General features: G+C 70.4%; 15 protein-coding genes. 13 read left to right on the top strand and 2 right to left on the bottom strand.

The window, feature by feature from the left end; all coding sequences use genetic code 11:
- Positions 1-58: 58 nt before the first annotated feature.
- From I2W78_RS08070 to I2W78_RS08030, 9 genes are all read left to right on the top strand, one after another.
- A complete protein-coding gene (locus I2W78_RS08070) occupies positions 59-985 on the top strand; it encodes a carbohydrate ABC transporter permease (protein WP_196458234.1) in 927 nt (308 codons plus the stop codon).
- Between the two features lie 3 nt (positions 986-988).
- Entirely contained in the window at positions 989-1,912 is a 924-nt protein-coding gene (locus I2W78_RS08065; RefSeq protein WP_196458232.1) for a carbohydrate ABC transporter permease, read from the top strand.
- 214 nt (positions 1,913-2,126) lie between these two features.
- Positions 2,127-3,338, top strand: a complete 1,212-nt coding sequence (locus tag I2W78_RS08060; protein ID WP_196458230.1) for an ROK family transcriptional regulator — start codon at positions 2,127-2,129, stop codon at positions 3,336-3,338.
- Positions 3,339-3,470: 132 nt separating this feature from the next.
- Positions 3,471-4,577, top strand: a complete 1,107-nt coding sequence (locus I2W78_RS08055) for a substrate-binding domain-containing protein (protein ID WP_196464470.1) — start codon at positions 3,471-3,473, stop codon at positions 4,575-4,577.
- 206 nt (positions 4,578-4,783) lie between these two features.
- On the top strand, positions 4,784-5,575 hold the full coding sequence (locus I2W78_RS08050; RefSeq protein WP_196458228.1) for an ATP-binding cassette domain-containing protein: 792 nt from the start codon (positions 4,784-4,786) through the stop codon (positions 5,573-5,575).
- Complete coding sequence (locus I2W78_RS08045; RefSeq protein ID WP_196458226.1) at positions 5,572-6,867, top strand: sugar ABC transporter permease; 1,296 nt, start codon at positions 5,572-5,574, stop codon at positions 6,865-6,867. The genes I2W78_RS08050 and I2W78_RS08045 overlap by 4 nt, the downstream gene beginning before the upstream one ends.
- A 305-nt stretch (positions 6,868-7,172) precedes the next feature.
- A complete protein-coding gene (gene dxs, locus I2W78_RS08040; RefSeq protein ID WP_196458223.1) occupies positions 7,173-9,095 on the top strand; it encodes a 1-deoxy-D-xylulose-5-phosphate synthase in 1,923 nt (640 codons plus the stop codon).
- 153 nt (positions 9,096-9,248) lie between these two features.
- Positions 9,249-10,772, top strand: a complete 1,524-nt coding sequence (locus I2W78_RS08035) for an amino acid permease (protein WP_196458221.1) — start codon at positions 9,249-9,251, stop codon at positions 10,770-10,772.
- 74 nt (positions 10,773-10,846) lie between these two features.
- A complete protein-coding gene (locus tag I2W78_RS08030) occupies positions 10,847-12,319 on the top strand; it encodes an ArnT family glycosyltransferase (RefSeq protein WP_196458219.1) in 1,473 nt (490 codons plus the stop codon).
- 175 nt (positions 12,320-12,494) lie between these two features.
- Here I2W78_RS08030 and I2W78_RS08025 read toward each other — a convergent pair whose 3' ends face one another.
- Positions 12,495-12,860: an NTP pyrophosphohydrolase gene (locus tag I2W78_RS08025; protein WP_196458217.1), complete on the bottom strand. Its 366-nt coding sequence runs from the start codon at positions 12,858-12,860 to the stop codon at positions 12,495-12,497.
- 68 nt (positions 12,861-12,928) lie between these two features.
- Between I2W78_RS08025 and I2W78_RS08020 the strand changes: the two genes are divergently transcribed.
- Complete coding sequence (locus I2W78_RS08020; protein ID WP_230885972.1) at positions 12,929-13,954, top strand: hypothetical protein; 1,026 nt, start codon at positions 12,929-12,931, stop codon at positions 13,952-13,954.
- A 149-nt stretch (positions 13,955-14,103) separates the two neighbouring features.
- A complete protein-coding gene (locus I2W78_RS08015) occupies positions 14,104-15,231 on the top strand; it encodes a hypothetical protein (RefSeq protein ID WP_196458216.1) in 1,128 nt (375 codons plus the stop codon).
- 88 nt (positions 15,232-15,319) lie between these two features.
- Here the strand turns inward: I2W78_RS08015 and I2W78_RS08010 are convergent, their stop codons facing one another.
- Positions 15,320-16,417, bottom strand: coding sequence for an LCP family protein (locus I2W78_RS08010; RefSeq protein WP_196458214.1), 1,098 nt, complete (start codon positions 16,415-16,417; stop codon positions 15,320-15,322).
- Between the two features lie 316 nt (positions 16,418-16,733).
- Here I2W78_RS08010 and I2W78_RS08005 point away from each other — a divergent pair, with 316 nt between their 5' ends.
- Positions 16,734-18,362: a stealth family protein gene (locus I2W78_RS08005; RefSeq protein ID WP_196458212.1), complete on the top strand. Its 1,629-nt coding sequence runs from the start codon at positions 16,734-16,736 to the stop codon at positions 18,360-18,362.
- A gap of 108 nt (positions 18,363-18,470) precedes the next feature.
- Positions 18,471-20,090: a sugar phosphotransferase gene (locus I2W78_RS08000; RefSeq protein ID WP_196458210.1), complete on the top strand. Its 1,620-nt coding sequence runs from the start codon at positions 18,471-18,473 to the stop codon at positions 20,088-20,090.

Below are 20,090 nucleotides of genomic sequence, written 5' to 3'. Positions count from 1 at the left end.
GTCCGGTGAGGATCCGTCACCAGCGGTCGCACCCGCGCGCAGATCGGGGTCGATAGCAATGCAGCACGGCAAGTACCGGTTCATCGTGGGGTTTCTCGCACTGCCCGTGGGGCTGTACGCGCTCTTCGTCGTCTGGCCGTTCATCCAGTCCATCTACTACTCGTTCACGGACTGGACCGGTCTGAGCCCCGAATTCAAGATGGTCGGCTTCGACAACTACGAGCGGATGCTCGACGACGACATCTTCTGGAAGTCGTTGCAGCACAGTCTGTTGCTCGCGTTGTTGCTGCCGTTGGTGACGATCGGGTTCGCGCTGTTCCTCGCCTTCATGATCAATGTGGGCGGACGGCGCAGAAAAGGCGGCCCGGTGGTCATCGGTGTCCGCGGTTCCTCGTTCTACAAGATCGTCTATTTCTTCCCGCAAGTGCTGTCGATCGCGATCGTCGCGCTACTGTTCGCCTTCGCGTACAACCCGGATAGTGGCGCGATCAACTCCGTCCTGCGCGGGATCGGGCTCGACAGCGTTCAGCCGCTCTGGCTGGGCGACCCCAACCTCGCCTTGTGGGCCGTGATGGCGGTGATCGTCTGGTCCACGGTCGGCTTCTTCGTGGTCCTGTTCTCGGCCGGCATGGCCTCCATTCCGGCCGATCTGTACGAGGCCGCACTGCTCGACGGCGCCGGCCGCGCCACCACCTTCTTCCGGGTCACCCTGCCGCTGCTGTGGGACACCGTGCAGTCCGGCTGGGTCTACATGGGCATCCTCGCCCTCGGCGCCGAGTCCTTCGCGGTCGTACACATCATGACGACCGGGCCGGGCGGCCCCGACTACTCGACCACGGTCATGGTCCTGTACGTGTACCAGAAAGCGTTCCGTGACGGGCAGGCCGCGTATGCCACCACCATCGGCGTGGCCCTGCTCATCGTCACGCTGGCCTTCGCCGCGGTCGTCATGCGGCTGGGACGGCGCGAACGGCTGGAGTTCTGACAGATGAAGACGACCGAGACCACCGCTCCCGTACCGGCCGAGTCCGGTAGGCCCGTGACCAAGGCCGGCGTTCCGGACGAAATGCCGTCCAGGGAGAAGAAAGAGGGCACCGTCCTCAACGTCTTCTCGCACGGCATCCTCGTCATCTGGGCGTTCATGGTCGTCATGCCGCTGCTGTGGGCGGTGATGACGTCCTTCAAGGACGACAGCTCCATTTTCGGCTCGCCCTGGTCGCTGCCGGACGAACTGCACTTCTCGAACTGGTCGCGGGCGTGGACCGAGGCCAACATGAGCGACTACTTCCTCAACACCATTCTGGTGGTGGGGGGTTCGCTGATCGGCACCCTGGTGCTCGGTTCGATGGCGGCGTACGTGCTCGCCCGCTTCGAATTTCCGGGCAACCGCTTCATCTACTTCCTGTTCATCGGCGGCATGAGCTTCCCGATCATGCTGGCGCTGGTCCCGCTGTTCTACGTCGTGAACAACATGGGCCTGCTGAACACCATCCACGGCCTGATCCTGGTCTACATCGCGTACTCGCTGCCGTTCACCGTGTTCTTCCTGACGGCGTTCTTCCGCACGCTGCCGACCTCGGTGGCCGAGGCGGCCTTCGTCGACGGCGCTTCCCACTCGCGTACGTTCTTCCAGATCATGCTGCCGATGGCCAAGCCGGGCCTGATCAGCGTCGGCATCTTCAACTTCCTGGGTCAGTGGAACCAGTACATGCTGCCCACGGTCCTCAACACCGACCCGGACAAGCGGGTTCTCACCCAGGGCCTGGTACAGCTCGCCGTCAGCCAGGGCTACAAGGGCGACTGGTCCGGACTGTTCGCCGGTCTGGTGATGGCGATGCTGCCGGTGTTGGCGGCCTATGTTGTCTTCCAGCGTCAGGTCGTGCAGGGGCTGACGGCGGGGGCGCTGAAGTGACGCGCCGAGCGAGCCTGAAGTAAATGGGGTAGCACTCCGTAACAGATCGCACGCACACCGCTTCCGCCCTCGGGAGCGGTGTCCGTGCTGTGCGTGAGGTCCCCGAAACTGTTCAACCTCTTGACGGGAGGCACCCCGTACGGCTCAGCTTAGAGTTCACTAGTTGGACATAGACGGGGCCTCATCGAAGCGGTCCCGCGCGCAGGAGGTCGTCGTGGAGACTCCAGGGTCGCAGTCGTCGCTGCACCGAGCCAACCTGGAGCGGGTGGTCCGAGCCGTACGTCTGGCCGGATCCCTCACCCAGGCCGAGATCGCGAGGACGACCGGTCTGTCCGCGGCGACGGTCTCCAACATCGTCCGTGAGCTCAAGGATGGCGGAACGGTCGAGGTCACGCCCACGTCGGCGGGCGGCCGCCGGGCCCGCAGCGTCTCGCTCAGCGGCGACGCCGGCATCGTCATCGGCGTCGACTTCGGGCACACCCACCTGCGCGTCGCGGTCGGGAACCTCGCCCACCAGGTGCTCGCCGAGGAGGCCGAGCCGCTGGACGTCGACGCCTCCGCGTCGCAGGGCTTCGACCGGGCCGAAGAGCTGGTCAACCGGCTGATCGCGGCGACCGGGGTGGACCGGGCCAAGATCGCCGGGGTGGGCCTGGGCGTGCCCGGCCCGATCGACGTGGAGTCCGGGACGCTGGGCTCTACCGCCATCCTGCCCGGCTGGACGGGCGCCCGGCCCGCCGAGGAGCTGCGGGGGCGGCTCGGCGTACCGGTGCACGTGGACAACGACGCCAACCTGGGCGCCCTCGGCGAGCTGGTGTGGGGCAGCGGCAAGGGTGTGCGGGACCTGGCGTACATCAAGGTCGCCAGTGGTGTCGGCGCGGGCCTGGTGATCGACGGGAAGATCTACCGGGGTCCCGGCGGCACCGCCGGAGAAATCGGACATATTACACTCGATGAATCCGGCCCCGTCTGTCGTTGCGGAAACCGGGGCTGCCTGGAGACCTTCGCGGCCGCCCGCTATGTGCTCCCGCTGCTCCAGTCCAGTCACGGCAACGACCTGACCATGGAGGGCGTCGTACGGCTGGCGCGGGACGGAGACCCGGGCTGCCGTCGGGTGATCGCCGACGTCGGCCGCCACATCGGCAGTGGAGTCGCCAACCTGTGCAACCTGCTGAACCCGAGCAGAGTGGTCCTGGGCGGAGATCTCGCCGAGGCCGGAGAGCTGGTACTCGGGCCTATCCGGGAGTCCGTCGGCCGCTACGCCATCCCCAGTGCCGCGCGCCAACTGTCCGTCCTTCCAGGGGCGCTTGGCGGCCGTGCGGAGGTGCTCGGGGCGCTCGCCCTCGCCCTGAGCGAGATGGGCGATTCGACACTTTTGGACGGCAGCGCCGCCGGGGCGCTTCCGGCCGTTGCACCTGCCTTCACTTAGAGAACGTATGGCACCGTTGCCAACCCGTTAAGGATTTACTTCTTGACGTCGCACGTGTGGCCGAGTTGACTTCCAGCCACCTCGGCCGCAACGACGCGGCCTCGTCAGGGAGGTTATGAAGTGAACACGCGTATGCGTCGTGCCGCCGTTGCCATCGCCGCCGGTGCGATGGCTGTCTCGCTCGCCGCCTGTGGCAGCGCTGAGGAAGCGGGCGGCGACACCGACGCCACCGGCTCCGCCGCCGCCAAGGGTGACAACATCAAGGTCGGCCTCCTCCTTCCGGAGAACAAGACCGCGCGTTACGAGAAGTTCGACCGGCCGCTGATCGAGAAGAAGATCAAGGAGCTGACGAACAACAAGGCGGAGATCCAGTACAACAACGCCCGCCAGGACGCCAACCTCCAGGCGCAGCAGGTCGACACGATGATCACCAACAAGGTGGACGTGCTGATCCTGGACGCCGTGGACGCCAAGGCGATCAAGAACTCCGTGCAGAAGGCCGCGGACGCGGGCATCAAGGTCGTCGCCTACGACCGCCTGGCCGAGGGACCGATCAGCGCCTACACCTCGTTCGACAACGAGGAGGTCGGCAGGACCCAGGGTGAGGCCCTGCTGAAGGCCCTGGGCGCCAAGGCCAAGGACAGCCAGATCGTCATGATGAACGGCTCGTCCACCGACCCCAACGCCAAGCAGTTCAAGGATGGCGCGCACTCCGTCCTCGACGGCAAGGTGAAGATCGGCCGCGAGTTCGACACCAAGGAATGGTCGCCGGACAACGCCAACGCCAACATGGAGGCGGCGATCACGGCGCTCGGCAAGGACAAGATCGCCGGTGTCTACTCCGCCAACGACGGCATGGCGGGCGGCATCATCACCGCCCTGAAGGCCGCCGGCATCGCCGACATCCCGGTCACCGGCCAGGACGCCGAGCTCGCCGCCGTGCAGCGCATCCTCAGCGACGAGCAGTACATGAGCGTCTACAAGTCCTACCCGCAGGAGGCCGAGGTCGCCGCCGAGATGGCAGTCGCCCTGGCCAAGGGTGAGGACCTGGGCGCCATCGCCAAGGACAAGGTCTCCAGCGGCAGCGCCAAGGACGTCCCGTCGGTCCTGGTCCCGGTCGTCTCCCTGACCAAGGACAGCATCAACGACACCGTGATCAAGGACGGCATCTACACCGCCGACGAGATCTGCACCGGCAGCTACAAGTCGGCCTGCGAGAAGGCCGGCATCGGCGGCTGACACGGTCCCGGTCCACTCCAAGTACGGGAACCCGCTCCGGAGTTCCCGTACCGGACCGCCGTACCACAGACTCCTCCGGCGCCCCGCGTCACACACAGCCCCGCAAGCTCGTAGCGGGGCGCCGGACGGAACATCCCCGCGGGTATCCCCCGCCCACCCACCCAGCATTTCTGCACAACCTCCCGCCGGGTCAGGCGGCGAAGGAGATGGTTCACGTGTCCGCTACGCCCGTGCTGGCGTTGCGCGGGGTCTCCAAGCGGTTCGGTGCCGTTCAGGCGCTCACCGACGTAGAGCTTGAGGTCCACGCCGGTGAGGTGGTCGCCCTGGTCGGCGACAACGGCGCCGGAAAGTCCACGCTGGTCAAGACGATCGCCGGCGTGCACCCCATCGATGACGGTGTCATCGAGTGGGAAGGCAAGGCCGTTTCGATCAACAGGCCGCACGACGCCCAGGCCCTGGGCATCGCGACCGTCTACCAGGACCTCGCGCTGTGCGACAACATCGACGTCGTCGGAAACCTGTTCCTCGGCCGTGAGCTGAGGAAGTGGGGCGTCCTCGACGAGGTCGAAATGGAGCGCCGCTCCCGCGAGTTGCTGCAGACGCTCTCGATCCGCATCCCCAGCGTCCGCATCCCGATCGCCTCGCTCTCCGGCGGTCAGCGCCAGACCGTGGCCATCGCACGCTCGATGCTCGGCGAGCCCAAGCTCGTCATCCTCGACGAGCCGACCGCCGCCCTCGGCGTCGAGCAGACCGCCCAGGTCCTCGACCTGGTGGAGCGGCTGCGCGAGCGCGACCACGCGGTCATCCTCATCAGCCACAACATGGCCGACGTCAAGGCCGTCGCCGACAAGGTGGCGGTACTGCGCCTCGGCCGCAACAACGGCGTCTTCGAGGTCAAGACGACCTCGCAGGAGGAGATCATCTCCGCCATCACCGGCGCCACCGAAAACGCCGTGACCCGCCGTGCGGCGCGCACGAACGGGGAGGTTTCCAAGTGAGCATCGACAAGACCTCCACGTCGGCGGCGGACGAACACGCCGTCGAGAACCCCGAGGCGGCCGCGGCCGCCGTGACCGCGGTCGACCCCCGGCTGCTCGTGCGCGAGCGCGGCCTCGCGGGCTACCTCGGTGAGTTCAAGCGCAAGATGAAGGCGGGTGAGCTGGGCTCCATCCCGGTCATCATCGGCCTGATCGTCATCTGCGTCGTCTTCCAGAGCCTGAACTCCGCGTTCCTGTCCGCGCAGAACATCAGTGACATCACCGTCACGATGGTCGGCACCGGCATGATCTCGGTCGGCATCGTCTTCGTGCTGCTGCTCGGCGAGATCGACCTGTCCGTCGGCTCCGTCAGCGGCGCGTCCAGCGCCATCGCGGCCGTGCTCGCGGTGAACCAGGGCTGGCCCGAGTGGGTGGCGGTGCTCTTCGCGGTCGGCGCGGGCGCCCTCATCGGCGCGGCGCACGGCTTCTTCTTCGCGGTCCTCGGCGCTCCGGCGTTCGCGGTCACCCTGGCCGGTCTGCTCTTCTGGCTGGGCTTCATGCTCCAGACGCTGGGCGAGAACGGCACGATCAACCTCGACAGCGACGGCTTCATCGGCCAGCTGACGACGTACTTCTTCACCGATATCGCCGCCGCGTACGGCCTGGCGGCCGTGGTGACCGGCATCTTCTTCGTCACGTCGTTCCTGGGGAACCGGCGGCGTGAGGCGGCCGGTGTTCCTTCGCGGCCGCTGAGCGACACGCTGCTGCGGACGGTGCTGCTCGCGGTGGTATCCTTCGCCGCGGCGTTCATGTACAACCAGTACAAGGGTCTGCCGCTGGCGACCGTGATCTTCCTGGTGTTCCTGGTGGGCACGGACTTCGTGCTGCGCCGGACCTCGTACGGCCGCAAGGTCTTCGCGCTCGGTGGCAGTGTCGAGGCGTCGCGGCGCGCGGGTATCAACGTCACGGCGGTACGGATCTCCGTGTTCGCGATCTCCGGTGGGTTCGCGGCGATCGGTGGTCTGTTCCTGGCGTCGAAGATCGCGTCGGCGAACCAGAGCGCCGGTACCGGTGATCTGCTGATGAACGCGATCGCGGCGGCCGTGATCGGTGGTACGTCGCTGTTCGGTGGGCGTGGGCGTACGTGGAACGCGCTGCTGGGTGTGCTGGTGATTGTTTCCATCCAGTACGGGTTGCAGCTGGAGTCCATCGCCGAGCCGGTGAAGTACATGATCACTGCGGGTGTGCTGTTGACCACGGTGGTTATTGACTCCATCACGCGGCGGACGCAGAAGACCGCTGGTCGAGCGTAGGGCTGCGCCGTAGGGGTGCGGTGGATCGCTGGGTGCGGGCCGTGTGTGGCTTGTCGCGCCCACGCGGCGGAGCCGCACATTGATACAGCCCCGCGCCCCTGAGGGCGTGCAGTCCCGCTCCTTTCGAACATGTGCCCGGCGCCAATGGCGGTGCCGGGCACAGTCGTGTCGTAGAAAGGGTCTCTCCTGGGTAGAGCCGAACGCGTGACGTACGACCCAGTGCCCTGGCGTCGGGGGCCGGGGCGGAACATTAGACTCGTCGAGCCCGGCAACAGCTCGAACAGCTCTACTGCAAGGAGGCACGGGTGCCGCTGCTGACCCGCATCACGGGACCGCGCGATCTGGATCGGCTCACCCTGGAGGAGCTGGACCAGCTGGCGCAGGAGATCCGGACCTTCCTTGTCGAGGCCGTCTCCAAGACCGGCGGCCACCTCGGCCCCAACCTCGGCGTGGTCGAGCTGACCATCGCCCTGCACCGTGTGTTCGACTCGCCGAAGGACAAGGTGCTGTGGGACACGGGTCACCAGGCCTACGTCCACAAGCTGCTCACCGGTCGGCAGGACTTCTCCCGGCTGAAGATGAAGGGCGGCTTGTCCGGCTACCCCTCGCAGGCCGAGTCCGAGCACGACGTCATCGAGAACAGCCACGCCTCCACGGTCCTCGGCTGGGCCGACGGCCTGGCGAAGGCCAACCAGCTGCGCAAACGCGACGACCACGTGGTCGCCGTGATCGGTGACGGGGCGCTCACCGGCGGTATGGCCTGGGAGGCGCTGAACAACATCGCCGACGCCAAGGACCGCCCGCTCGTCATCGTCGTCAACGACAACGAGCGTTCGTACGCGCCCACGATCGGCGGCCTCGCCAACCACCTCGCGACGCTGCGCACCACCGACGGCTACGAACGTTTCCTGGCCCGGACGAAGGAAGTGCTGGAGCGCACCCCGGTCGTCGGCCGGCCGCTCTACGACACCCTGCACGGCGCCAAGAAGGGGCTGAAGGACTTCATCGCGCCGCAGGGCATGTTCGAGGACCTCGGCCTGAAGTACGTCGGCCCGATCGACGGCCACGACATCGAGGCGCTGGAGTCCGCGCTGGCCCGCGCCAAGCGGTTCGGCGGCCCGGTGATCGTGCACTGCCTCACCGAGAAGGGCCGCGGCTACCAGCCCGCCCTCCAGGACGAGGCCGACCGCTTCCACGCCGTCGGCAAGATCCACCCCGACACGGGCCTGCCGATCGCGTCCTCCGGCGCCGACTGGACCTCCGTCTTCGGCGACGAGATGGTCAAGCTCGGCAAGGAGCGCGAGGACGTCGTCGCCATCACCGCCGCCATGCTCCAGCCCGTCGGCCTGGACCGCTTCGCGAAGATCTTCCCGGAGCGGGTCTACGACGTCGGCATCGCCGAGCAGCACGGCGCCGTCTCCGCGGCGGGCCTCGCCACCGGCGGGGTGCACCCCGTCTTCGCCGTCTACGCCACCTTCCTCAACCGCGCCTTCGACCAGGTCCTGATGGATGTCGCCCTGCACAAGTGCGGGGTGACCTTCGTGCTGGACCGGGCCGGCATCACCGGCACCGACGGCGCCTCCCACAACGGCATGTGGGACATGTCGATCCTCCAGGTCGTCCCGGGCCTCAGGCTCGCCGCCCCGCGCGACGCCGAGCAGGTGCGCGCCCAGCTGCGCGAGGCCGTCGACGTCGACGACGCGCCGACCGTGGTGCGCTTCTCGAAGGGCGCCGTCGGCCCCGCCGTACCGGCCGTCGGCCGGATCGGCGGCATGGACGTACTGCGCGAGCCCGGCACCACCACCCCGGACGTGCTGCTCGTCTCGGTCGGCGCCCTCGCGCCGATGTGCCTGGAGATCGCCTCCCTCCTCGACAAGCAGGGCATCTCCACCACCGTCGTCGACCCGCGCTGGGTCAAGCCCGTCGACGAGGCCATGGCCCCGCTCGCCGAGCGGCACCGCGTGGTCGTCACCGTCGAGGACAACTCCCGCGTCGGCGGCGTCGGATCGAGCGTCGCTCAGGCCCTGCGGGACGCGGGTGTCGACGTACCGCTGCGCGACTTCGGCATCCCGCCGCGCTTCCTCGACCACGCCTCCCGCGCCGAGGTCATGGCGGAGATCGGGCTGACCGCCCCCGACATCGCCCGCCAGGTCACCGGCCTGGTCTCCCGGCTCGACGGGCGGTACGAGCGCAGCGCCGCCGACGAGATCGAGGCCGCGCGCGACTGATCTCCGCGCCACCCGGAACCCCCTGAATGGGCCGGTGCCACCACTCTTCACAGTGGCGGCACCGGCCCATTCGCGTGAGACGGCCCGCGTCGGGGCATACGGACTACGCCCCCTCTCGATCATGTCGAGGACGACAAGCGTGGGAGGTACGCCGTGAGCAGCACCCTCTTCCGGACGAAGAAGGTCGAGCAGTCCATCCTCGATACCGAGGAGCCAGAGCACGCGCTCAAGAAATCCCTGTCCGCCCTGGACCTGACGGTCTTCGGCGTCGGTGTGATCATCGGCACCGGCATCTTCGTCCTCACCGGCGCGGTCGCGAAGAACAACGCCGGACCGGCCGTCGCGCTGTCCTTCGTCGCGGCCGGCGTCGTCTGCGCCCTCGCCGCGCTGTGCTACGCCGAGTTCGCCTCCACCGTCCCGGTGGCCGGTTCCGCGTACACCTTCTCGTACGCCTCCCTGGGCGAACTGCCCGCCTGGATCATCGGCTGGGACCTCGTCCTGGAGTTCGCGCTCGGCACGGCGGTGGTCGCCGTCGGCTGGTCGGGGTACATCGCCTCGCTGCTGGAGAACGCGGGCTGGCAGATGCCGGAGGCGCTCGGGACCCGGGAGGGCGCCGACGGCTTCGGCTTCGACATCCTCGCCGCCGCCCTGGTGCTGGTGCTCACCGCCATCCTCGTGGTCGGCATGAAGCTCTCGGCGCGCGTCACGTCCGTCGTCGTCGCCATCAAGGTGACCGTCGTCCTCGTCGTGATCATCGCCGGCGCCTTCTTCATCACCGGCAGCAACTACGACCCGTTCATCCCCGAGCCGCAGCCCGTGGGCGCCGGACGCAGTCTGGACGCACCCCTCATCCAGCTGATGTTCGGCTGGGCGCCGGCCAACTTCGGCGTGATGGGCATCTTCACCGCCGCCTCGGTGGTCTTCTTCGCCTTCATCGGCTTCGACATCGTGGCCACCGCCGCCGAGGAGACCAAGAACCCGCAGCGCGACATGCCCCGCGGCATCCTCGGCTCCCTGTTCATCTGCACCGTCCTGTACGTGGCGGTGTCGATCGTCGTCACCGGTATGCAGCACTACAGCGAGCTGTCCGTGGACGCCCCGCTCGCCGACGCCTTCAAGGCCACCGGACATCCCTGGTTCGCGGGCTTCATCAGCTTCGGCGCCGCCGTCGGCCTGACCACCGTCTGCATGATCCTGCTCCTCGGCCAGACCCGTGTCTTCTTCGCGATGAGCCGTGACGGACTGCTGCCGCGCTTCTTCTCCCGCGTCCACCCACGCTTCAGGACCCCGCACCGGCCCACCATCCTGCTCGGCGTGCTCATCGCGATCCTCGCGGGCTTCACGCCCCTTCAGGAACTCGCCGAGCTGGTGAACATCGGCACCCTGTTCGCCTTCGTGGTCGTCGCGATCAGCGTGATCATCCTCCGCAAGACCCGCCCCGACCTGCACCGCGCCTTCCGCACCCCCTGGGTGCCGGTGCTTCCGATCGTGTCCGTGCTGGCCTCGCTGTGGCTGATGCTGAACCTGCCCGCCGAGACCTGGGTCCGGTTCGCCATCTGGATGGCGATCGGCATCGTCGTCTACTTCCTGTACGGCCGCTCCCACAGCCGCCTCGGCCGCCACGAGGAGACCACGGTCGAGGAGGTCATCAAGCCCGACCGCGGCGACGCGGGGTGAGCGTCCCGTTCTGAACACCCGGCCTCGTATGTCCCGTTTCAGTGGGACATACGGGGCCGGATAGCGTTCGGCCCATGTCTGTCGAGCCCCTCGCCCCACCACGCTCCGTAGCCGCACCGCGGGTGGCGCACGGCTACTGGACCCGGCTGCTGCCCCTGCTCGCCGCGCTGGCCTGCGTCACCCGCGTCCCCTCCTTCGTACGGCCGCTGTGGAACCCCGACGAGGGCTACCTCGCCGTACAGGCACGGATGCTGGCGCACGGCGGCGAGCTGTACGAGACGGTCGTGGACCGCAAGCCGCCCCTGGTGCCGTGGCTGTACGAGGGGGCCTTCGCGCTGGCCGGGTCCGAGTCGCTCGCCCCGGTCCGGGTGCTGGCGGTGCTCGCGCAGCTGCTCACGGCCGTTCTGCTGGCCTCGTTGGCGCGTCGGCGGTGGGGCGACGGCGCGGGCCGCACCGCCGGCGTGCTGTACCTGCTGGTGTCCGTCGGGCTCAACCCCGAGGACGCGCAGGCCGCCGGGTTCGAGGTGTTCATGCTGCCGTGCACGGCCGCCGCGATGTGGTGCGCGGACCGGCGCCGCTGGGCCGCGGCGGGCGCGGCCGTCGCCGGGGCCTTCCTCGTCAAGCAGACGGGAGCGGCCGTACTCCTTCCGGTGATCTGGCTGTACGTCCGTACGGGCGGTGGTTCGCGGGGTGGGCTGCTGTGGCTCGCGGCGGGGGTCGTCGTGCCGGTGCTGTGCGCGGCCCTGGTCACCGATCCGGCGGGCTTCCTCTTCTGGACGGTGACCGGATCGCGGGCGTACGCCTCCTTCACCGGCTCCGAACTGCACGTCCTGGCCCGGGGACTGGCCAACACCGCGATCCTCGCCGTCGGGTGCGCGGGGCTGCTGCCGCCGGTGGTGCGGGTGCTGCGCGTGGCCCGCACCGGGGCGGGGGAGCTGTGGCTGTGGCTGGCCGCGTCGGCCGGGGCGGTGCTGGCCGGGTGCCACTTCTTCGGCCACTACTACCTGCAACTCCTTCCGCCGCTCGCCCTGTTGGCGACGGCCGCCCTACAGATCCTGCCCCGCGACCGCCTGGTGACCGCCGTCCTCGTCTCGGCCTGCTGCTGCGGCCTCTTCCTCGCCTGGGGCCTGCTCGCCCCACGCCCCGAACTCGCCCACGTCCAGCGCCTCGCCGAGGCCACCGCCCGCCGCACCGAACCCGGCGACCGCGTCCTCGTCTGGGGCATGCACCCGGAGACGTACTGGCTCGCCGACCGCACCCCCGCCAGCCGCTACCTCACCGCCGGCCTCCTCACCAACTACAGCGGCGGCCGGGACGGCCCCCAGGTCGGCGAGAAGTACGGCGTCGCGGGCGCCTGGCCGACCTTCCGCACGGAACTCGACACCCACGCCCCGGCCCTGATCGTCGACGACTCGCGCGGCAAGCCGTACGCACCGAAGCGGGTGCCGAGCCTCAGGAAGGTGCTGCGGGCGGGATACGAGGAGGTGGGGGAGGTGGACGGGGCGGTGTTGTACGCGCCGGTGGTGGGCGGTGGTGGCGGGCCCTGAGGGTGCACCGTCCGTGGAGCCGCCAACGGTGATGGCACGCCCTGCCCGTGTACCGTCCGTGGCCCCGCCGGCGGTGGTGGCGGGCCCTGAGGGTGCACCGTCCGTGGTCCCGCCAACGGTGATGGCGCCCCTCCCCGTTGTACCGTCCGTGGCCCCGCCGGCGGTGGTGGCACCCCTAGCGGTGCACCGTCCGTGGTCCCGCCACCTCCGCGCCCAGTTCCGTCACCCGGCGCCTGAGTTCGCGGTCGGCCGTGACGACCAGGCAGGGGCGGTCGCCGGCCTCGGTGACCAGTTCGACCATGCGGTCGTCGCCGCTGCCGGGAGCCGCGTCCACGCGCACGCCCGGCACGGAATCCACGCCGCGGGCCGCACCCTCCACCACGAGGACGATGTCCACGGGCCCCGCGTGGCCGGGCAGGCCGTCCGCCGCCAGCCGGTCGCGCAGGCGTTCGGCCGCGCCGTGCCGGTCGCGCCACCAGCCGTCGGGTACCGAGCCGACCACGTTGGCGGCGTCGACGATGACCAGGAGCGGGGCAGTCATGTCACCCAGGGTCGCACGAGCCGCCGAGGGGAACCCGGGGGATGCCCGATTAAAGTAGGAGCGTGTCAATGGTCCCTGCGGTGAACGGCGACTGGCTGATACGAGGCCGCGACGGGCGGCTCAGCGCCTACGGCCCCAGCGGCGAGGCCGTCCATTGCCGGGCCGAGCGCCATGCGGGCGGGGCCTGGCTGCCGTCCCGCACGGTGGGCGGCGAACAACGGCTGCTGCCCGGCGTCGCGGTCGGCCAGGGAGCCGACGGTTACGCGCACCTCGTCGCCTGGCGGCCCACCCCGGGCGGTGAGGCGGGCCTCGTGCACTCCACGCACTTCCGCCCGCACCTCGCCCCGCTGGACTGGCTTGCGATCGGCCATCCCAACAAGAAGGGCGAGCGGACCGGGATGCCCGCCGTGGCCGTGGACGCCGAGGGGCGCGCCTACCTCTTCGTACGCAACCGCGGCAAGGGCGTGTCGACCACCAACCAGAAGGAGCGCGGCGGCTGGAACGGCTGGCACGACCTGAAGGGCTCCCAGGTGGACGAGGAACTCGTCGCCGTCACGGGGGAGTCGGGCCGGGTGGAGGTGTACGCCACCAACCCCGACGGCATCCTGCGCTGGCTCCAGCAGGAGCCGGGCGCGCGTCCGGTCGCCGCCGACCCGCTGCCGGTGCGGGTGGCGCCGGGTTCGCTGAGCGCGCTGCCCACCTCGAAGGAGTACGCGACGCTGTTCTTCGCGGACCCCGACGGCATGGTGTACGCCTGGCGTCCCGACGGTGACCCGATCGCGCTGATCGCCGCGGCCGGGCCCGGGCCGGTGGCGGTGCTGCGCTGTGTGCTGGAAGGCCACGACTGCACCCTGCTCGCCCAGCGTTCGACCTCCGGACGGGTGGCCTTCGCGGCGTACCCCACCGAGCAGGAGTCGGCGGGCCTGTGGTGGACCGAGTCCGGGCCCGAGCTGCCGGAGGGCTCGCGGGTCGCCCTGGCGGAGGACGCCGAGGGCCGCGTCGTCGCCGCGACGGCCACACCGGACGGCGAACTGCGCCTGGCCCGGCAGAAGGACGAGCCGGGGCTGGCGCTGGCGGCGTGGCAGGTGGCCTGAGGAGCCCCGCGTCCGCAGGGGCGTACACACCGCCGCCATGCCCTGTTCATCGAACGCTCATCCTATGATGGGCCAGCTCGGCCTCCCGTACACAGGTTCGGGATGGGCAGTCAGCCGCGCCGAGGGTCAGGGAAAGGGCAGGTCACGTCATGCGGACCGGATCCGGGCGCGGCGCCGTCCGAGGCAGAACGAGAGCGGTCGTCGGCACCGAGGAGGCCGGCACCCCAGGCCACGCGGCCCAGTACACCCCGTCCGGCCGGTGGCTCGCCCTCGGCAAGGACGGCCGGCTGACCGCCTACGCCCGCACCGACGCGGGGCTGCTGCGCTGGACCGAGCTGCGGCCGGGCGGCCCGGCCTGGACCGGCCCCGAGTTCTTCGCGATACCCGGCCTCACCCATCTGTCGGTGGCTCAGGGCGCCGACAGCTACGTGCACTTTCTCGGGCGGCGCGAGGTCCGCAAGGGCGACGGGCCGCCCGTCGTCGACGTCGTGCACGCCATCCAGTACCAGACCGGCAGGCCGGTCACCGAGTGGCGGTCGCTGGGCAACCCGCACCAGGACCGGGAGAAGGCGGCGCGCTTCGGGGTCCCCGTGGCCGCGGTCAGCGCCTCGGGCCGGGTGTACGTCTTCGCGCGCAACGCCGGAGGCGGAGTGATGCTGCGCCGGGAGGCCCCCACCGGGAAGTGGGAGGCGTGGCGCGACCTCAAGGGCAGCCGGGTGCAGGACGGGCTCGCCGTCGTCGCCCACGCCTCCGGCCGCATCGAGCTGCTGGCCGGCGGTGAGCAGGACGCCATGTGGTGGCGCCAGTCCGAGGCCGACGGCGACTTCCGGCAGGAGCCGAACATCCCGCTGCGGGTGGCGCCGGGCACGGCGGCGGTGCTGGAGACGGGCCCGGACCGGGCGACGTACTTCTGGGCCGACCCGGAAGGCGGCGGGCTCCTTGCCCACCGTCCCGGCGGCTGGGCGCTCCCCCTCGGCGGCGCGCCCGCCGGGGACCCGGTGACGGCGCTGCGCGCGGTGCTCGACGGCTACGACTGCACCGTACTGGCCCACCGCGACCTTGACGGGCACGTCATGCTCGCCGCGTACGGCACGGAGAACGAGCAGGCCGGCGTGTGGTGGTCCCCGACCGGCGAACGCTGCGTCGGCGCCCCGGCGCTGGCGCTCGACGGCCACGGCCGGGTGGTCGTCGCGATGCTGGGCGACGACGGCGCCTTGCACGTGGCCCGTCAGACGGGCGAGCCGGGTCTGTCACTGGCTCCGTCGGTGCGCGTCTAGGTGTGCTGTCCCGGGACGTTGGTGACGGGCGACACGCCTTGAGTGGTCCTTGAACGGGCCGAGGGAGCCGGCGCACGTTCCCTCGGGCTCAACGGCCTCCCGCGGCCGGCGACTTCTTCGCCGACTCCGGGATCTCCTCGTCCTTGCGCACGGCCTCCCACAGCTCGTCCGCCTGCGGCTGGGCCGCCACCACGCGGTTCGGGTCCTGGGCGTCGTACTGCACCGGCAGCATGATCGTCTCCATGGTCGACGGGTCGACCCCGTTCATGCTGCGGCCGAACTCGGCGAGCCTGGTGAGGGAGGCGAGGCCGGAGTCGGTGGTGAGGGACTCGGTGAGCGTGTCGGCGACGCGGTAGGTCTTGGTGGGGCTGCCCAGCAGGTCCTGCTTCTTGATCTCGGAGAGCAGCGCGACCAGGAACTGCTGCTGGAGCCCGATCCGCCCGAGGTCGCTGCCGTCCCCGACACCGTGCCGGGTGCGGACGAACTGCAGGGCCTGCGTGCCGTCCAGGCGGTGCGTGCCGGCGCTGAGGTCGAGGCCGCTGGAGGTGTCGTGGATGTCCTCCTCGACGGTGACCGGCACGCCGCCGATCGCGTCCACGAGCCCCTTGAAGCCCGCGAAGTCGATCTCCACGAAGTGGTCCATGCGGACCCCGGACATCTGCTCCACGGTCTTGACCACACAGGCCGGACCGGCCTGCGCGTACACGGAGTTGAACATCACGCGCCGCGCCGAGGGCAGCGCGGAGCCGTCCCGCCCGGTGCACTCGGGCCGGGTCACGAGGGTGTCGCGGGGGATGCTGATGGCGACGGCCTCGCGCCGGCCCTCGGGTATGTGCAGCACCAGCGCGGTGTCGGAGCGGGCGCCGGAGACCTGGCCGCCGCCGAGGTCGGCATTGGCGCCGGAGCGCGAGTCGGAGCCCAGGACCAGCAGGTTCTGTCCCGACGTGGGCAGTTTCTCGGGCCGGTCGTCGCCGAGCGCGCGGTCGAGGTCGACGCCCTCGATGTTGCCGTCGAGGTCGCGGTAGAGCCAGTAGGCGGTGCCGCCCGCGGCCAGCACGACGAGGACCAGGCACAGCAGGACCCAGCGCCACACCCGGCGGCGTCTCCTGGGCGGCCGTGCGGCGCGGCGTCCCGACGGTGCGCGCCTCGATCCGCGGGAGCCCGTCATGGTCGGGGCGTGGGTCATGCGTGGGTCCTCTCACTGAGCGGCTCGAACTGGGGAGGCCCATGCCTCCGTCACTCAACAGATGTCTGACGTTCAACTGTCGCTCATGGTTGTGTGTGTTCTGTGTCATGACTGATTGCAGTTGACAGCTATCCGGAGGCTTGGTGATGATGTGCCCGGCCTGTGAAGGTTGAACATTTGGCGTGAATGAGGCGTCGGTCAGGTGACCGACGCCTGACCGGTCGCGGATTCGAGCCGGGGGGCGCGAGGGCGAGCGACCAACAAAAGGGAGGGTGGCTGTGCTGCTGCGTGCGTCGGCCCGTCAAGGGACGGCTGCGTGACGACCGTTTCCGATCACGCCGTCCAGCAGGTTCCCGGTGCGGCCGGCCGTGTGCCGTCGCCGCGCGCCACGGGACCGAACCCGGCCGAGTCCGCCGCCACCACGCTCACCGCCGAGCACGGCGACGTCTACGTCGAGCCGGGCCTCACCCCGCTGGGCGCCCGCGAGGCCAACCGCTCCGCGCTCACCGCACTCCTCGACACGGCCGGCATCGGCCACTTCGCGGTGCGCGGCACCTCGGACCACGGCACGGTCGTCGCCGTCGCCGAGGAGGACCGCGAGCGGGTCCTGGCGGCGGTGTTCCGCGGGCTGGGCCAGTACCCGGGCCACCTGAGCGTCGTCGACCCCGACGCGCCCCGGCCCGCCCGCCCGGTCTCCTCCCGCGATCCCCGGGCCTGGCGCGAGGTGTCCGCCGCGCGCGTGCTGCAGATCAGCTGGTACCGCACCGACCCGGACCGGCACCTCCTGCTCGGTCACGAGTACGGCTGCGCCATCGAGTTCTGGCAGCGGCACGGCAGCCACCTGGTCGCGCCCCGCGCCAACCGCGCCACCTGGGCGGTCGCCGCCGACGGCGGCAACGTCCTGGGCGCCGCCCGGCTGTTCAGCCGGTTCGTCTCCGACTGGACGCCGCGCCACCTGGCGCCCGCGCTGGCCACCCGCCCCGAGTTCCTGGTGCACTGCGCCGACGACATCGCCTTCCCGGTCGACGCCGTCTACACCTGGGTCGACGGCAACGACCCCGCCTGGCAGCGGCGCAAGGCGCAGGCCAAGGGCGAGGTCTACCACGCCGAGTCGGCCAGCGACGCCCGCTTCATCAGCCGGGACGAACTGCGCTACTCGGTGCGCTCGCTGCACCTGTTCGCGCCCTGGATCCGCAACATCTACATCGTCACCGACGACCAGGTCCCGGCCTGGCTGGTCGAGGGCCTGCCCGGGCTGCGCATCGCCACGCACCGGGAGATCTTCCGCAACCCGGACGACCTGCCGACGTTCAACTCGCACTCGATCGAAAGCCAGTTGCACCACATCGAGGGCCTGGCCGAGCACTTCCTGTACTTCAACGACGACATGTTCATGGGCCGCCCGGTGGCCCCGCACGCCTTCTTCACGCCCACCGGAACGGCCCGTTACTTCCCGTCCCGCAACCGCATTCCGCAGGGCCCGGTCGTGGCGACCGACAGCCCGGTCGACGCGGCGTGCAAGAACAACCGCGCGCTCCTGGAGGAACGTTTCGGCAGGGTGATCACCCAGCCGATGGAGCACATCCCCTACGCCCTGCGCCGCTCGGCGATGGAGGAGGCCGAGCGGGACTTCCCCGAGGCCTGGTCGCGCACCTCGGCCAGCCGGTTCCGGGCGATGACCGACCTGTCGCCCACCTCGTCGTTCGCGCTCTACTACGCGGCGCTCACCGGCCGGGCCCAGCCGGGCTCGATGCCCTTCACCTACCTCCAGCTCGCGGTCCCCGACTTGGCCGACCGGCTCGGGCGGCTCCTCGACGGGCGGGACCAGGACACCTTCTGCCTCAACGACGCCTTCTCCACACCGGAGGACATCGAGGCACAGCAGGAGTTGCTGGACGGCTTCCTCAACGCCTACTTCCCGACGCCGAGTCCGTACGAGCGGTGAGATCCGGTCCCCGCAGGGGGACGACCCCGCCTTCCACCGTGATGACACCCCAGCCCCCGCGAGGGGCCACCCTGCCCTTCCCACGACCCATGAAACGGAGTTCATGACGTGCCGGACCCGACGTCCTTGAACTCCGCGGCGCACGTCTACCAGCGCCTCGTCCCGCAGCCCGTCCGCTCCGCCGCCGCGACCACCGTCCCCGCGGGCGTACGCCGTAAGGTCAAGCGGCAGCTGGCCCGTACCCTCAGCCGCCGCGAGGCCCGGCTGCACCGCCGGGCGCTGCGCCAGGTGCGGCGCGCCGAGCTCGGCCAGTCGGAGCGGCGGGTCACCGCACCCGACGGCCGCATCGGGCACGTGCACACCGGGCTCACCGTCGACCTGGCCCGCCGCCTCGACCACGACCTGGTCACGCACGCGCTGGACGCCGCCGAGATCCCCTGGTTCGCGGTGCCCGCGCTGGACGACCGGCGGATCTGCCTGGCCGTGGACGTCAAGGACAAGGGCCCCGTCCGCCGCGTCCTGCGCGCGCTCCTTGAGGAGCACACCGGGTACGTCGTCTCCGTCTCGCCCGCACTGGGCGACACCCGCGAGATCCCGGGCAGCCACGTCAAGGCGTGGAAGCACTACGGCAAGACCCGGGTGATCCGGCTGACCTGGCTGCGCACCGACCCCACCGAGAACCTCTGGGTCGGCGAGGACCAGGGCATCGAGATCGAGTTCTGGACCACCAACACCGACCTGCCCACCGAACGCCTGATCGGCCCGCGCCCCAACCGGGTCCAGCGGGCGGTGCCCAGCGACGCGCTCGGCATCGAGATCGGCCTCGACCGGCTGTCCGGCTACTGCGACATCGACGGCGACTGCGAGCCGACGGTCACGCTGGAGAGCTTCGACGTGGTCCGGCTGGAGGAGATCACCTTCCCCGTGGACGCCGTCCTGGTCTTCCGGCACGCCACGCCGTGGGGCGAGCGGCTGCTGCGCGCCGCACTGCGCTCCGTGCACCAGTACGCCCCCTGGGTGGACGTCGTGCACGTCGTCGCCGAGGCCGAGCCGCCGGCCTGGCTCGACGCCGGTGACCGGCTCAGCGTGGTACGCGCCCGGCCGGGTGCCGAGTGGCACCTGCACCAACTGCCCGACGTCGCGGACCACTTCCTGCTGCTGCGCCCGGGTGCCCTGCTCGGCCGCCCGGTGCGGCCCTTCGACTACTTCACGCCGACCGGGTCGGCCCGCCCCCGGCGCGGTCCCTGGAGCGCGCAGGAGTCCTTCGCGCCGTGGACCCGTGCCGCGTACTCCGCCACCGGCCGGGTCACCGCCCACGGCTACGCGCACGGACCCCAGCCGCTGCGCACCGAGACCCTCGCCCGGCTCGCCGCGACCGGCACCGCGCACCTGCCGCTGCCCGACGCCCAGCACCTGCCCGCCGTACCCGGCACCCACCCGCTGGACGGCATGGTCCACCACTTCGGGTACGTCTCCGGTGTCGCCGACCCCTCCGGCGAGGCGTCCGTCGCCCTGCACGCGGCGCTGCCCGGCATCGGCAACCACCTGGAGCGGCTGCTGGTCCGGCGCGACACGCAGCAGATGCAGATCACCGGCCTCGGCACCGAAGAGGCGCGTGCCCGGGGCGGCGTCAAGGCGGTCGGGCGTTTCCTGGCGCGCTACTACCCGGTGCCCAGCGTCTTCGAGCGCGACCACGCCGACTTGGGCGAGGCGGGCCGCCAGTCGTGA

Origin of the sequence: Streptomyces spinoverrucosus (genome assembly GCF_015712165.1) — a bacterium.
GTDB lineage: Bacteria > Actinomycetota > Actinomycetes > Streptomycetales > Streptomycetaceae > Streptomyces > Streptomyces spinoverrucosus_A.
Note: the sequence above shows the minus strand (reverse complement) of the source record. Positions and strands in the feature narration are given on the sequence as shown.

Bases quoted from the DNA above. Each gene is read 5' to 3' on its own strand.
- I2W78_RS08010 (WP_196458214.1), bottom strand. From the start codon at position 16,417: ATGACCCACGCCCCGACCATGACGGGCTCCCGCGGATCGAGGCGCGCA.
- I2W78_RS08070 (WP_196458234.1), top strand. From the start codon at position 59: ATGCAGCACGGCAAGTACCGGTTCATCGTGGGGTTTCTCGCACTGCCC.
- I2W78_RS08050 (WP_196458228.1), top strand. From the start codon at position 4,784: ATGGTTCACGTGTCCGCTACGCCCGTGCTGGCGTTGCGCGGGGTCTCC.
- I2W78_RS08020 (WP_230885972.1), top strand. From the start codon at position 12,929: ATGGTCCCTGCGGTGAACGGCGACTGGCTGATACGAGGCCGCGACGGG.
- I2W78_RS08025 (WP_196458217.1), bottom strand. From the start codon at position 12,860: ATGACTGCCCCGCTCCTGGTCATCGTCGACGCCGCCAACGTGGTCGGC.
- I2W78_RS08055 (WP_196464470.1), top strand. From the start codon at position 3,471: ATGCGTCGTGCCGCCGTTGCCATCGCCGCCGGTGCGATGGCTGTCTCG.
- I2W78_RS08065 (WP_196458232.1), top strand. From the start codon at position 989: ATGAAGACGACCGAGACCACCGCTCCCGTACCGGCCGAGTCCGGTAGG.
- I2W78_RS08015 (WP_196458216.1), top strand. From the start codon at position 14,104: ATGCGGACCGGATCCGGGCGCGGCGCCGTCCGAGGCAGAACGAGAGCG.
- I2W78_RS08030 (WP_196458219.1), top strand. From the start codon at position 10,847: ATGTCTGTCGAGCCCCTCGCCCCACCACGCTCCGTAGCCGCACCGCGG.